This is a genomic window from Aeromicrobium sp. REDSEA-S32_B7 (genome assembly GCF_001626145.1).
Classification (GTDB): domain Bacteria; phylum Actinomycetota; class Actinomycetes; order Propionibacteriales; family Nocardioidaceae; genus Aeromicrobium; species Aeromicrobium erythreum.
On record NZ_LUNF01000134.1, the window covers coordinates 1 to 13924 of the forward strand.

General features: G+C 73.9%; 15 protein-coding genes. 8 read left to right on the forward strand and 7 right to left on the reverse strand.

All coding sequences use genetic code 11. The features are described 5' to 3' along the window. Nucleotides 1–837, reverse strand: an 837-nt coding sequence (locus A6Q79_RS09635) for an AtzH-like domain-containing protein (RefSeq protein ID WP_317697984.1), incomplete at its 3' end; no start/stop codon positions are given. Beyond that, the gene (locus A6Q79_RS09640; RefSeq protein WP_067853205.1) at nucleotides 834–1928 is read right to left on the reverse strand and encodes an acetamidase/formamidase family protein; all 1095 of its coding nucleotides are present in this window, start codon (nucleotides 1926–1928) and stop codon (nucleotides 834–836) included. The genes A6Q79_RS09635 and A6Q79_RS09640, both read right to left, overlap by 4 nt. Before the next feature lie 84 nt (nucleotides 1929–2012). On the opposite strand from A6Q79_RS09640, the gene A6Q79_RS09645 reads away from it, so the two are divergent. Continuing rightward, a complete protein-coding gene (locus A6Q79_RS09645; protein ID WP_286689515.1) occupies nucleotides 2013–2717 on the forward strand; it encodes a YoaK family protein in 705 nt (234 codons plus the stop codon). Nucleotides 2718–2727: 10 nt separating this feature from the next. Next, complete coding sequence (locus tag A6Q79_RS09650) at nucleotides 2728–3363, forward strand: DUF1684 domain-containing protein (protein WP_286689516.1); 636 nt, start codon at nucleotides 2728–2730, stop codon at nucleotides 3361–3363. A gap of 140 nt (nucleotides 3364–3503) precedes the next feature. Here A6Q79_RS09650 and A6Q79_RS18620 read toward each other — a convergent pair whose 3' ends face one another. Genes A6Q79_RS18620 through pdhA form a run of 4 tightly spaced genes read right to left on the reverse strand, consistent with a single transcriptional unit; the run spans nucleotide 3504 to nucleotide 6939 of the window. Then, nucleotides 3504–4532, reverse strand: coding sequence for a dihydrolipoamide acetyltransferase family protein (locus tag A6Q79_RS18620; RefSeq protein WP_369038001.1), 1029 nt, complete (start codon nucleotides 4530–4532; stop codon nucleotides 3504–3506). After that, complete coding sequence (locus A6Q79_RS09660) at nucleotides 4436–4753, reverse strand: biotin/lipoyl-containing protein (RefSeq protein WP_317697990.1); 318 nt, start codon at nucleotides 4751–4753, stop codon at nucleotides 4436–4438. Before A6Q79_RS09660 ends, A6Q79_RS18620 begins: the two co-directional genes overlap by 97 nt. 12 nt (nucleotides 4754–4765) lie before the next feature. Next, nucleotides 4766–5782: an alpha-ketoacid dehydrogenase subunit beta gene (locus A6Q79_RS09665; protein WP_067853195.1), complete on the reverse strand. Its 1017-nt coding sequence runs from the start codon at nucleotides 5780–5782 to the stop codon at nucleotides 4766–4768. Then, nucleotides 5779–6939: a pyruvate dehydrogenase (acetyl-transferring) E1 component subunit alpha gene (gene pdhA, locus A6Q79_RS09670; protein WP_067853193.1), complete on the reverse strand. Its 1161-nt coding sequence runs from the start codon at nucleotides 6937–6939 to the stop codon at nucleotides 5779–5781. Before pdhA ends, A6Q79_RS09665 begins: the two co-directional genes overlap by 4 nt. Before the next feature lie 176 nt (nucleotides 6940–7115). Here pdhA and A6Q79_RS09675 point away from each other — a divergent pair, with 176 nt between their 5' ends. Further along, the gene (locus tag A6Q79_RS09675) at nucleotides 7116–8846 is read left to right on the forward strand and encodes an NAD(P)/FAD-dependent oxidoreductase (RefSeq protein WP_286689518.1); all 1731 of its coding nucleotides are present in this window, start codon (nucleotides 7116–7118) and stop codon (nucleotides 8844–8846) included. A 408-nt stretch (nucleotides 8847–9254) separates the two neighbouring features. Here the strand turns inward: A6Q79_RS09675 and hisC are convergent, their stop codons facing one another. Then, on the reverse strand, nucleotides 9255–10325 hold the full coding sequence (gene hisC, locus A6Q79_RS09680) for a histidinol-phosphate transaminase (RefSeq protein WP_286689519.1): 1071 nt from the start codon (nucleotides 10323–10325) through the stop codon (nucleotides 9255–9257). A gap of 77 nt (nucleotides 10326–10402) precedes the next feature. On the opposite strand from hisC, the gene A6Q79_RS09685 reads away from it, so the two are divergent. The 5 genes from A6Q79_RS09685 to A6Q79_RS09705 all read left to right on the forward strand — a co-directional run. Next, nucleotides 10403–11368: a DMT family transporter gene (locus A6Q79_RS09685; RefSeq protein ID WP_286689520.1), complete on the forward strand. Its 966-nt coding sequence runs from the start codon at nucleotides 10403–10405 to the stop codon at nucleotides 11366–11368. Between the two features lie 59 nt (nucleotides 11369–11427). Then, a complete protein-coding gene (locus A6Q79_RS09690) occupies nucleotides 11428–11811 on the forward strand; it encodes a phage holin family protein (protein ID WP_253025934.1) in 384 nt (127 codons plus the stop codon). Nucleotides 11812–11814: 3 nt separating this feature from the next. Then, entirely contained in the window at nucleotides 11815–12321 is a 507-nt protein-coding gene (locus A6Q79_RS09695) for a low molecular weight protein-tyrosine-phosphatase (protein WP_286689521.1), read from the forward strand. Nucleotides 12322–12331: 10 nt separating this feature from the next. Continuing rightward, nucleotides 12332–13210 (forward strand): fructosamine kinase family protein, encoded by an 879-nt coding sequence (locus tag A6Q79_RS09700; protein ID WP_286689522.1) that lies wholly within the window; start codon nucleotides 12332–12334, stop codon nucleotides 13208–13210. A gap of 64 nt (nucleotides 13211–13274) precedes the next feature. Next, nucleotides 13275–13924 (forward strand): response regulator transcription factor (locus tag A6Q79_RS09705; RefSeq protein ID WP_317697998.1); only part of this gene is annotated, 650 nt, incomplete at its 3' end.

The window sequence follows — 13924 nt, forward strand, 5'->3', positions numbered from 1 at the left end:
GGTCACCTCGGTGATAACCCCAAGAGCGCCCAGCCCCACTCGCGCCACGTCGCGCAGGCCCGGGTCGTGGTCATCGTCAAGCACCACAACCGACCCGTCTCCGACCACCAGCCGCAGGCCAACTACCCCGGCGGCGATCGACCGGAACCCCAGTCCGGTCCCATGCGTTGACGTCGAGATGGCCCCGGCAACCGTCTGGGCGTCAATGTCGCCGAGGTTCTCCATAGCCAGCCCCAAGGCCAGCAGCATCGGGTTCAGCGCGGACAGTCGCGTACCAGCCCGCACTCGAACGCGACCGGTGTCGTCGTCAACGGCCACCAGACCGTTCAGGTCGTCGAGGGTGACCAGCACGTCGTCGGTGCGGGCGATGCCGCGCACCGACGCGCCGGCTCCCAGCAGGGTCTGCACGGCCCACGCGTGGCTCGACTCCACGGGCGCGTTCGCGGCCCAGGTCGGGTTGCCGGCGCCGACCGGTTGCCCGGCCACGGCGAACAGGTCCTTCACCGCGACGCTCTCGCCCGACAGCGGGCCGGTCCCGGGTCGCACGAGCGGGCCGCGGCCGCCACGCTCCGGGGCGGTGACCGCGACGACGAGCGCGTGCGTCGCGTCGACGACCCGCACGTGCACCTCGGCGATCGTGCGCCGCGGCGCGCCCCCGCGCGACCCGCGGAACCGGCTGATCGTCTCGTGGCCCACGAGCACCCCGGCGGCGTCGCCGCGCAGCGTGTCGGGACGGTCGGCGAAGAGCGCGTCGAGCGTCTCGAGGTCGTCGGACATCAGCGCCGTCTCGTACGCCCAGAACGCCTCGAGCAGCCCCTCGGGAGCGTCGTCGCTCATGCGAAGTCCGCCAGCCGGATCCGGGCGTGCACGCCCTTGACCACGTCGACCACCTGGCTGATGTCGAAGTCGGTGGCTGCGCTCAGGTACGCGTACGCGTGCCGCGGGTCCATCCCGTAGCGCGCCTGCAGCAGGCCGATCGCCGCACGCACGCAGTTCTGCGTCGCGACGTCGAGGTCGGGGTCGAGGCCCGTCGGCACGAGGTACTCGCGGGTGCGGGCCAGCGGGCCCACCAGCTCGCCGAACTGCGCCACGGCCTCCTCGCGGGGCACGACGTCGAGCCGCACCGTCGCCCGCAGCGACGCCTCCATGGCGGTGAGTGCGACCTCCCCGCCACCCTGCGCGAAGTGCGGGTCGCCGACGTAGGCCAGCGCGCCGGCCACCTGCACGGGCAGGTAGAGCGTCGCGCCCGCGGTGAGCAGGTTGATGTCGAGGTTGCCGCCGTGTGCACCGGGCGGCACGGTGTGCGGCCGCTCGTCGCCGGCCACCGCGACGCCCATGATGCCGAGGAACGGCGCGAGCGGGAACCGGACGGTGCGCTCGTCCTGCGGTCCGTACGTCATCACCCCGGTGTCGCCCTCGGCGCGGGCGAACACGCTGAAGACGTCGCCGTCGAGCGGGTACTCGCCGGGCAGCGCGCCCCTCCCGTGCCGGTTCGACACGACGCCGTACGGCACCCGCTGCTGCGCGTCGACGAGGGTCATGGCCAGCAGGTCGCCCGGCCTCGCGCCACGGACCTCGATCGGTCCGGTGACCACGTGCGGACCGTCGACCCCGAACGTCCGCGCGTAGCCCGAGGCGGCGAGCGCCACGGCGTCGTCGAGCACGTCGACGCCGTGCGGCTCGAAGAACGCACGCGGGTCGCGACCTTGGTCCTCCAGGATCCCCTCGTGGCTGATCGTGTCGACCACGACCTCCTCGCCCGGCTCGACGGACAGCACGGCGCGGTCGGTGGCGCAGGGCAGCCGGCCCCACAGCACGTGGTCGCCCGTCGACGGCAGGTAGGTCGCGTCGGACGGGACGCCGGTGCCCGTGTGGAGGGGTGCGGAGTCGAGCGGCGTGCTGCGTGGGAGGCCCTGGCGGGTGGTCATGGACGGACACCCTAGAGACCTCATGTCACGGACTCGTGACATCCCGGCCACGGCGCCGCGCCACCCCGCCGTCAGACTCTGGGGATGCTGCGCCGCATCACGTCCGACCGGATGAACCTCGTCCTCATGCTCGCCCTCACCTTCTCGACGGGGGTGATCGACGCCGTCGGCTACCTCGGTCTCGACCGCGTGTTCACCGGCAACATGACCGGCAACGTCGTGATCCTCGGCATGGCCGTCGTCGGTGCCGACGACCTCCCGATCCTCGGACCCGCGCTCGCCCTCGTCGGGTTCCTGGCGGGCGCGGCGCTCGGCGGCCGGGTGCTGAAGGGCGCGCGGACGGGCTGGTCGGCACGCACCACCACGCTGATCGCCTGCGTCGGTGCGTCGATCCTCGCGCTCGGCGTCGTGCTGTTCGTGGTCGGCGACGACGTGGGCCACGCGGGCCAGGTCGTCATCACGACGCTGCTCGGTGCGGCGATGGGCCTGCAGGCCGCGACCGCGCGGTTCATCGCCGTCAAGGACGTCACCACCGTGGTCGTCACGTCGACCATCACGGGTCTGGCCGCCGACTCGGTGCTCGGCAACGGCAAGGGTGGCGGGTCGGGTCGGCGCGTGGCGGCGGTGGTGCTGATCCTCGCGGGTGCGGCGGCGGGCGCCCTGCTGCTGCGCTGGCACCTCGGGGCCGGGCTGCTGCTCGCGGCCGCGATCACGCTGGTCGTGTGCGTGGTGGGCGCGGTGCACGCGCGGGCTGCGGTCCCGGCGTCTCCTGCGCAGCTTGGGTCGTAGTGTGGGCGGTGTGCTGCTGACCTTGGTCGACTGGCGGGTGCGCGTGGCCGCGCTCTACGAGCAGGTCCGCGCGGACCCGGACCCCGAACGCGGGCACGCGACCTGGCGGCAGGGTCGCGACGAGCTGTTCCGCAGCCACCCGCAGTCGCCGCTGCCGGCGCGTGACCCGCTGCGCGAGACCGGCCTGCCGTACTGGCCCTACGACCCGGCGTGGCGGTTCGAGCTGCCGCTCCTGCCCGCACCGACCGACGCGTGGGACCCCGACAAGCGCGTCGTCGACGGAGGCGGTGACGGCGACGTCACGATGCTGCGGACCGGGCAGCTGGCGCTCCCGTCGGGCTCGACGCTCGACGTGTGGACGCTGCAGCAGTACGCCGGCGGCATCTTCGTGCCCCTGCGTGACGCGACGTCGGGTCGCGCCGACGGCGCCGCGTCGTACGGCGCGGGCCGCTACCTGCTCGACACCGCGAAGGGGTCGTGGCTCGGCGGCCGGCCGACTCCCCAGGGTGGACACACCGTCGTGCTCGACCTCAACTTCGCCTACCACCCGTCGTGCCGCTACGACGACCGCTGGCGCTGCCCCCTCGCGTCGCCGGGCAACACGATCACCGACGTCGTCGAGGCGGGCGAGCGCCTCCCCGCCTGACCCCCCACCACCCGACCGGTCGAGCCTGTTTGCGTGGGGCCCCACGCAAACAGGCTCCCCCCACCGCAACCATGCGCCCGAACTGCGCGTTTGCGTGGGGCCCCACGCAAACGCGCACCGTCTGCGCGGGCGAGATGCGGTCAGAAGGTGAGGGCGAGGGCGGGGTCGCGCAGGATCGACGCCACGTCGGCGAGGAAGCGCGAGCCCTGCTGGCCGTCGACGACCCGGTGGTCGAAGCTCACCGCGAGCGTCGTGACCCACCGCGGCTCGATCCGCTCGGCACCTCCGGCATCCGGTCCGACCACCCAGGGACGCCGGTCGATCTGCCCGACGCACAGGATGCCCGTCTCGCCCGGGTTGAGGATGGGCGTGCCCGCGTCGACGCCGAACACGCCGACGTTGGTGATCGTGAACGTGCCGCCGCTCATCTGCGCGGGCTGGGTGCGGCCGGCGCGGGCGGTGGCCGTCAGGTCGGCCAGCGCCTCCCCGAGCTCCAGCAGGCTCATCCGGTCGGCACCCGGGATGTTCGGCACCACGAGCCCACGGTCGGTGGCCGCGGCGACGCCCAGGTTCACCGACCCCTTCAGCACGATCTCCTGCGCGGCCTCGTCCCAGCTGGCGTTCAGCTCGGGCGTGCGCAACAGCGCCAGGCACACGGCCTTCGCGACGACGAGCGTCGGCGACACCCTCACGCCCGCGAACCGACGGTCGGCCTTGAGCCGCTCGACGAGCTCCATCGTCGCGCTCACGTCGAGCGTGACCCACTCGGTGACGTGCGGTGCACTGAACGCCGAGCTGACCATGGCCTGCGCGGTGGCCTTGCGCACGCCCTTGACCGGGATGCGCGTGTCACCCTCCACCGACCGCACCGGCGCGGCGGCGGGCGACGCGACCGTGGGACATCGGCCGGCGATGAACGCCTCGACGTCGGCGCGTGTGACCACCGGACCGTCGCACGGCACGTCGAGCAGGTCGACGCCGTGGTCCTTCGCCAGCTTGCGCACCGGCGGCTTCGCCAGGGCCCGCACGTCACGCGGGCGCGGCTCGGACTCCGCCGGGCGCTCCAGCGTGGTCACCCCACCGGACGGTGCAGCGGCCTGCACGGGCGCGTCGCCCTTGCGCCGACGGCGGCGCGTCGAGGCGGTGCGCACGCCGTAGCCGACCAGCACCGGCTCGCGCTTCTCCCCGGCCGACGGGTCCGCCGGCCCCTCGTCGTCCGCCGGCTCGTCGGCCTCGACCAGCGACGACGCGTCGTCGGGGACGACCGGCCCCGTCGGCCCTCGACGATCGTCTGGTTGACCTCGACCACGTCGCCGACGGCCACGTGCCACGTGAGCACCTCGGCCTCGGTCAGTCCCTCGCCCACGTCGGGCAGCCTGAACTCGCTCATCAGCTCATCCCCTCAGAACGCCATCGCGCGGTCGACGGCGTCGAGCACACGGTCGAGGTCGGGCAGGAACTCCTCCTCCACCCGACTGGGCGGGTAGGGCAGGTCGTAGCCGGTGACGCGCAGCACCGGCGCCTCGAGGGAGTAGAAGCACTCCTCCTGCACGCGGGCGGCGATCTCGGCGCCGAGGCCGAGCGTGCGCGACGCCTCGTGCACGACGACCGCGCGACCGGTGCGGCGCACGGACTCGTGCACGGGCCCGAGGTCGAGCGGGCTGAGGGTGCGCAGGTCGATCACCTCGAGGTCGACGCCGTCCTCCGCGGCCGCCTCCGCCGACTCCAGGCACGTGCGGACCATCGGCCCGTAGGCGAGCAGGGTGGCGTGGCGACCGTCGCGCACCACCTGCGACGCGTGCAGCGGCGTCGACTCCTGGCCCACCGGCCCCGCGTCCCAGTAGCGACGCTTGGGCTCCATGAACACGACCGGGTCGTCGCTCGCGATCGCCTGCTGGATCATCCAGTACGCGTCGTGGGCGTTCGACGGGCTCACCACGCGCAGCCCCGCCGTCAGGCAGAACTGCGCCTCCGGGCTCTCCGAGTGGTGCTCGACCGCGCCGATGCCGCCGCCGAACGGGATGCGGATGACGGCCGGCATCCGCACGACGCCCTGGCTGCGGGCGTGCAGCTTGGCGACCTGGCTGACGATCTGGTCGTAGGCGGGGTAGACGAAGCCGTCGAACTGGATCTCCACCACCGGCCGGTAGCCGCGCAGCATCATGCCGACGGCGGCCCCGACGATGCCCGACTCGCCCAGCGGCGTGTCGATGACCCGGTCGTCACCGAAGTCCTTCTGCAGGCCCTCCGTCACCCGGAAGACGCCGCCGAGCGGGCCGACGTCCTCCCCCATGACGACGACCTTCGGGTCGGCCTCCATGGCGGCCCGCAGACCGGCGTTGATCGCCTTGCCGAGGCTGAGCCGCTGGCCCACCGCCGACGTGCGCTCGCTCGTGGCGGTGCTGGCGCTGGTGCTCATGCCGCACCACCCTCGGTGTCGAAGGAGTCGCGGTACGCGAGGTACTCGGCCTTCTGCGCGGCCAGCTCGGGGTGCGCGTCGGCGTAGACGCCGTCGAACAGCGCTCCGAGGTCGGGCTCGGGCAGGGACCGGCAGGCCTCGCGCAGGTGGGCGCCGAGGTCGTCGGCCTCCGTCTGCAGGTCGGTGAAGAACGACTCGGGCGTGTCGAGCTCGCGCAGGTGGCGCTCCACCCGGGCCAGCGGGTCGCGGTGCCGCCACGCCTCGACCTCCGCCGTGTCGCGGTAGCGGGTCGGGTCGTCGGACGTCGTGTGCGCACCCATGCGGTAGGTGACCGCCTCGACGAGGGTCGGACCCTCGCCGTCGCGGGCCCGCTGCAGCGCGGCCTGGGTGACCGCGTGCACGGCGAGCACGTCGTTGCCGTCGACGCGCACGCCGCCGAAGCCGTAGCCCGCGGCGCGCTGCACGAGCGGGGTGCGGCTCTGGCGCGCGAGCGGCACCGAGATGGCCCAGTGGTTGTTCTGGCAGAAGAACACGACGGGCGCGTTGAACGACGACGCCCACACGAACGCCTCGTGCACGTCGCCCTGGCTGCTGGCCCCGTCGCCGAAGTACGCGAGGGCGGCGGCGTCGCGCGCCGGGTCGCCCGTACCGACGGCGCCGTCGCGCTGCAGCGCCATGGCGTAGCCGGTGGCGTGCATGGTCTGCGCGCCGATGATGATGCTGTAGAGCGCCATGCCGGTCTCGGCGGGGTCCCAGCCGCCGAGCTCCACGCCGCGGAACAGACCGAGCAGCCTGGCCGGGTCGATGCCGCGGCACCAGGCGACGCCGTGCTCGCGGTAGGTCGGGAACGCGAAGTCCTGCGTACGGAGCGCGCGCCCCGAGCCGACCTGGGCGGCCTCCTGGCCCAGGCACTGCGCCCACAGGCCGAGCTCGCCGTGACGCTGCAGCGCGTGCGCCTCGTGGTCGATCCGCCGGACGAGGAGGAGGTCGCGGTACAGCGACCGGATGCTCTCGTCGTCGCCGTCGAAGGCGTAGCGCTCGTGCTCGACGCGCCGTCCCTCGGGCGTCAGGAGCTGGACGAGCTCGGTGTCGACGGTGGCCGGCGTGGTCACCGGCCGCACCGTCTCGGGGCCGGGGGTGTGCACGGGTACGGTCATGCGCTGTTCCTCTCGCGTCCGGCGTGGGGTCTCCACGGCGGTGGGGCGGTACGGGACCGATGGTCTGCAGTGGTGGCGCAGACGTCCTGGTCGGGGGCGTGACCGCAGTCACACCTGTCGTCACCGTAGCCGGTCGCAGGGACGACGCCAAGTGCGCGGCTTCCTACACTGGCTCCGTGGACCACCCGGTGATCGTCCTGGCGAGCGACGAGCACGCCTCCCACCTCGACGACGAGTTCCGTCGCTACCACCGCGACTACGACGTCCGCGTCGTGCGCACGTGCGACGACGCGACCGCGCTGCTCGAGCGGCTGTGCGCCGCCGACCGGCAGATCGCCCTGCTCGTGCAGGACGCCGGCCTCCCCGACGCCGACGTCTGGACGTCGTTCGCCGCGTGGCGGCGCGTCGTCCCGACGGCCCGCCGGCTCGTGACGGTGCCCTGGGAGCGGTTCCTCGAGGAGGGCGACCGCCTGCGCCCGGGCCTGGCGCACGGGAAGTTCGACGCCTTCCTGCTCATGCCCCGCGGCCTGCGCGACGAGGAGTTCCACGCCGCCGTCGTCGAGCTGCTGTCGGACTGGGGTTCCACCGTGGCGCGACCCGAGGTCGAGACCATCCGGCTCGTGTCGAGGCCGGGCAACCCGCTCACCGCGGCCGTCCGCGACTTCGCCCACCGGATGGGTATCCCCGCGGGCGTCCACCACCCCGACAGCGACGTCGGCCGCGAGATCCTGGCCGAGCTCGCCACCACGCGCCAGGAGTCGGGCGCGGCCGAGGCGCCGGGCGAGCCGGTGGTGGCGAGCGTCTACCGCGCGCCGTTCGTGGCGACGTCGGTGCGCGAGGTCGCGCAGGCCCTGAACGGCTCCAGCGGGGAGACGGTGCTGACCGACGTGGTCGACGTCGCCGTCGTCGGTGCCGGGCCGGCCGGTCTCGCCACCGCCGTGTACGCGGCCAGCGAGGGCCTCAGCACCGTCGTGCTGGAGGCCGAGGCGGTCGGCGGCCAGGCCGGCACGAGCTCGATGATCCGCAACTACCTCGGCTTCCCGCGAGGCGTGTCGGGCATGCGGCTCGCGCAGCGCGCCCGCAACCAAGCAGTCCGCTTCGGCGCACGCTTCCTCACCGGCTGGGAGGTCGACGCGCTGCAGCCGTGCGACGCGTCGCTGGCCCACGACGAGCGCGAGCACGTGCTCACCACACCCGGCGGCGGGCACGTGCGGGCGCGCTCCGTCGTCATCGCGACGGGTGTCGCCTACCGCCACCTGGGCGTCGCGTCGGTCGAGGAGCTCGTGGGTCGCGGCGTCTACTACGGGTCCGCGATGACGGCGGCTCCCGAGGTCGAGGGCCAGCCCGTCGTCGTTGTCGGCGGCGGCAACTCCGCCGGACAGGCGGCGATCCACCTCGCCCGCTTCGCGTCGTCGGTGACGATCGTGGTCCGCCGCGACCTCACCGAGACGATGTCGCAGTACCTCATCGACGAGCTGCGCTGGAACGAGCGCGTCCACGTGCGGGTCGGCGTCGAGGTGGTCGACGGCGGCGGCGCGGGCCTGCTCGAGTGGCTCGACCTGCGCACGAACGCGTCGGGCGAGGTCGAGCGCGTGCCGGCCGCGGGCCTGTTCCTCCTGCTCGGCGCCCGGCCGACCTGCGGCTGGCTGCCCCCGACGGTCGCGCGCGACCCGCGCGGCTTCGTGCTCACCGGCCGCGACGTGCCCAAGGAGGCCTGGCTCGGCCCCGGCGGCGTGCCCGGCCCGTGGGCCTCCGACGCGATCGTCCCGCCCGACACCCTGGCCACCACCGCACCCGGCGTGTTCGCCGTGGGCGACATCCGCTCCGGCTCCATGAAGCGCGTCGCCTCCGCCAGCGGCGAGGGCGCGTCGGTCGTGCCGTTGATCCACGCCTGGCTGGCGCCCTGATCCTGGGGTGGGGTCTCGACCTGCGGCTGCGTGGGGTCTCGACCTGCGGCTGCGTGGGCTGCGGTGGGTCTCGACCTGCGTCCCGAGAAGCCCCGACCGGCGGTGGGCGCGGGGCGGCTCCGCTCCCGGGGCTCCACTCCCCTTGGCGGTGGGTTCTCCACCGCATGGGGCGCGCGACCCCTCCGGCGGTGGGTTCTCCACCGTCCCAGCGCCGAGAAGGTGGGATTCTCACCGCTGAGGGGGCGCGGTGGGCTCTCCACCGTTCGATCGGTGGATCATCAACCGCAGGAGCGGCTCTGCGGTTGCTCAGCCACCGATCCGCGCCCACAGCGCCCAGCGGTGGATCCTCAACCTGAAGAGCACTCCTGCGGTTGCCCCGCCACCGATGGGCAGCCGCAGGCCCAGACGCTACCGTCCCGTCAGGTGGCGCGCGGCGACGTCGAGGAGGCGCTCGTTGGCCGACGTCGTGCCGACGCTGACGCGCACGCCGCCGCCGGCGGCGACCGCGCCGGGGAAGGGGCGCACCGCGACGGGCCAGAAGGCCTCGGCGAGCTGCGGGCCCTGGTCCGACGGCAGCCACACGAAGTTCGCCTGGCTGTCGGGCAGGGTCCAGCCCTGGGCGCGGAGGCCCTCGAGCAGCAGCGCGCGACCCTGCACGACCTCCTCCACGCGCTCGGCGAGCTCGTCGACGGCGTCCAGCGACGCCACCGCGGCGGCCTGCGCGACGTCGCTGACGCTGAACGGGGGCGTCGCCTTGCGGACGGCCGCGGCGACGTCGGGGTGGCCGACGAGGTAGCCGACGCGCAGCCCCGCGAGCCCGTAGGCCTTCGAGAAGGTGCGCAGCACCAGCACGTTGTCGAAGCGGGCCTGCAGGTCGAGGCCCCGCGCGGCGTCGGGGTCGCGGACGAACTCGACGTACGCCTCGTCGACCACCACCAGCACCGACGACGGCAGGGCGGCGACGAAGCGCTCCAGCTCGTCGTGGCGCACCACGGGTCCGGTCGGGTTGTTGGGCGTGCACACCACGACCACGCGCGTGCGGTCGGTGACGGCGGCGGCCATCGCGTCGAGGTCGTGGGTGTGGTCGGCGCGCAGCGGCACGGTCACGTGCGTGGCACCCGTGACGGTGACGGCGATCGGGTACGCCTCGAACGAGCGCCACGCCGTCACGACCTCGTCGCCCGGGCCGCAGTAGGCGTCGAGCAGCGAGAACAGCACCGCCACCGAGCCCGTGCCCGCGGCGAACGTGTCCTCCGGGCGCGACAGGTGCCGCGACAGCGCCGCGTGCAGCCGCGCGACCCCGGCGTCGGGGTAGCGGTTGATGCGCGCCAGCTCCGCCGCGGCGCGCTCGACGACGCCCGGCAGGGGCGGGAACGGGTTCTCGTTGCTCGACAGCTTCAGCTCGTCGTGCTCAGCAGCCCGACCGGCCTTGTACCCGGGGATCGCGTCGAACACGGGACGGGGCGAGGGGACGGTCATGGGCCCGAGCGTAAGCCCCGCGCCTCGCAGCTCGACCCGCCGACGTCCCCGGCACCGCAGGACACGATGATGCTGCCGTGAGCCTCTCCGAGCAGCGCGTCGTGCGGTCGCCCCTGGTCGGGTACGCGCTCGTCCTCACGGCCGCCGTCCTGTTCGGCCTCAACGCGGGCGCGTCGCGCATCCCGCTGCGCTCCGGCACGGACGAGGTGACGTTCACGACCGTCCGCATCACGGCCGCCCTCGTCGTGCTGGTGGTCGTCGCGCTCGTGGTCGACCGACGCGCGCTGCGCCTGCCGACGCTGCGCCGCCTCCCCCTGCTCCTGGGCCTCGGCATGCTGGGCATCGCGGGGCTCCAGGGCTTCTACAACGTCGCCATCAACCGCCTGCCGCTCGGCATCGCGCTGCTGCTGGAGTACACGGGGCCCGTGCTGGTCGTGCTGTGGGTGCGGTTCGCCCGACGCCGTCCCGTGCACGCCCGGATGTGGCCCGCCCTGGGCCTCACCCTCGCCGGGCTGGCCGTCGTGAGCCAGGTGTGGTCCGGGCTCGCGTTCGACGGCCTCGGCGTCGCCGCGGCGCTGCTGGCGGCGGTCTGCTTCGCGAGCTACTTCCTGCTCGGCGAGGACGACGGGGTGTCCGCCGACCCGCTGCACCACATCGTCTGGGCGTTCGCCCTCGCCGCCGTCCTCATGAACGTGGTCGCACCCGTGTGGCGGGCCGACGCGCTCGGCGCCGACGCCTCGATGCTCGGGCGGCTCGACGACCTCACCGTCCCGGCGTGGGCGGCGATGGCGTGGATCGTGCTGCTCGGCACCGTCACCCCGTTCTTCCTGCTCCTGCTCGCGCTGCGGGCCCTCCCCGCGACCGTGGTCAGCGTCGTCGCGATGCTCGAGCCGGTGGTCGCGACGCTCGTCGGGTGGGGCTGGTACGCCGAGTCGCTCACGGCGGTGCAGCTCGGCGGCGTCGCGATGGTGCTCCTCGGCATCGTGCTGGCGCAGACCGCACGGCGCGACCCGCACCCCGACGAGCTGCCACCGCTCACCTGACGCGGAACGCGTTCCGGCGCACGTCGCGCCGACGTCGCGCACGCTGCCATGATCGACGCATGCTCTCCCGACTTCTGACCTCCTGGGTGCTCGGTGCCGCGGCCCTCGCGACCGCAGCGTGGCTGCTCGGCACGCACATGAGCATCGGCACCGCGACCGACACGACCTCCGAACGGCTCGTCACGCTGGCGGTGGTCGCCGCGATCTTCGCGGTCGTCAACACGTTCGTCGCCCCGGTGATCAAGCTGCTCTCGCTGCCCTTCATCATCCTCACGCTGGGCCTGCTGCTGGTCGTCATCAACGCCGTCCTGCTGCTCCTGACGTCGCGGATCGCCGACGCCCTGAACGCGCCGTTCTTCATCGACGGCTTCGGCTGGGCCGTGCTGGCCTCGATCGTCATCTCCGTCGTCAACGCCGTGCTCGGCTCGTTCGCGGAGGACTGAGCCGTGGCCGACGCACCCCTGCGACTCGAGGTGACCTGCCTGGGCAACATCTGCCGCTCGCCGATGGCCCACGTCGTGCTCGAGCAGCGACTCGCCGACGCCGGGCTCGCCGACGACGTCGTCGTCACCTCCTCCGGCACGGGCGGCTGGCACGAGGGCGAGGCGATGGACGAGCGCGCGGCCGCCGCCCTGCGCGACGCGGGCTACGACCCGAGCCGGCACCGGGCGCGCACCTTCACGCGCGACACCTACGCCGAGACCGACCTGATGCTCGCGATGGACGCCAGCAACCTCGCCGACATGACCGACCTCGCCCCGACCGTCGCCGACGCCGGCCGCGTGCGGATGTTCCGGTCCTTCGACCCGGAGGCCACCGAGGGCGACGAGGAGGTCGACGACCCCTGGTACGGCGGGCCGGAGAGCTTCCAGCGCGTGCTGGCCGTCGTGGAGCGCACCAGCGACGCGATCGTCGCCGCCGTGCCCCGGCTCCGCGCCGAGGCCACGGGGTAACCTCGCGGCCATGGCACGGATGACGGGGACGGCAGCGCGCGCGGAGGCGCTCATCGGGCACGGGGTGGTCGCGACGACCCCCGTGGCGGGTGGCGACATCTGCACGACCACGCGGCTGCGCCTCAGCGACGGACGCGTCGCGGTCATCAAGACCCGCCCCCAGGCACCGGCCGGCTTCTTCGCCCGCGAGGCCGCCGGCCTACGCTGGCTCGCCGAGGTCGAGGGCGGCGCGAAGGTGCCCGAGCTGCTCGGTTCCGACGACGACTGCGTCGTGCTGGCCTGGGTCGAGCCCGGCAAGCCCACCGTGGAGGCCGCCGAGCGGTTCGGCCAGGCGCTGGCGCGCACCCACGCGGCGGGCGCGCCGACCTTCGGCGCCGACGTCGACGGCTACATCGGCCTCGCCCCGCTGCCGAACCGGCCGCTCGAGACCTGGCCGGAGTTCTACGCGTCGCGGCGCGTCATGCCCTACGTGCGGGCCGCCGTGCAGCGCCGAGCGCTCACCGCGGAGCAGGCTGCCACCATCGAGCGCACGATGAGCCGCATCCACGACGTCGCCGGGCCCGCCGAGCCACCCGCCCGCATCCACGGCGACCTCTGGTCGGGCAACGTCGTCTGGGGCACCGACGGCGACGCCTGGCTCATCGACCCCGCCGCCCACGGCGGCCACCGCGAGACCGACCTCGCCATGCTGGCGCTGTTCGGGCTGCCGCACCTGCAGCGCGTGCTCGAGTCCTACGACGAGGCCGCGCCGCTGGCCGACGGCTGGCGTGGACGGGTCCCGCTGCACCAGCTGCACCCGCTCCTCGTGCACGCGGTGCTGTTCGGCGGCACCTACGGCGCCCGCGCGGCAGCCGCCGCGAAGGCCGCGCTCGAGCCGCCGGCCGACTGACACCGCCGCGCGCGTCGGGCCACGCTCTCAGCGCACGCACAGGGGCGTTCGGCACACTGGGGCCATGCGCATCCTGGTGGTCGACGACGACCGCGCCGTCCGCGACTCGCTGCGGCGCTCCCTGGAGTTCAACGGGTACACGGTCGAGCTGGCGTCCGACGGGGCCGAGGCGCTCGCCGTCGTGCCCCGCACCGACCCCGACATCATCGTCATGGACGTGATGATGCCCCGGCTCGACGGCCTCGAGGCCACCCGCGCGCTGCGCAGCGCCGGCAACGACGTGCCCATCCTCGTCCTCACCGCGCGCGACGCCGTGAGCGACCGGGTCGACGGGCTCGACGCCGGCGCCGACGACTACCTCACCAAGCCGTTCGCGCTCGACGAGCTGCTGGCACGGGTGCGCGCGCTGATGCGGCGCTCCGCCCGCCAGGCCGAGCTCGAGGCCGACGAGCAGCCGCTGGAGTTCGCCGACCTGACGCTGGACCCCGTGACCCGCGACGTCACGCGCGGTGGTCGGGCCATCTCGCTCACCCGCACCGAGTTCGCGCTGCTCGAGCTGTTCATGCAGCGACCCAAGCGCGTGCTCGAGCGCTCGTTCATCCTCGAGGAGGTGTGGGGCTTCGACTTCCCCACCACCGCCAACTCCCTCGAGGTGTACGTCGGCTACGTCCGACGCAAGCTCGAGGCCGAGGGCGAGCCGCGGCTCCTGCACAC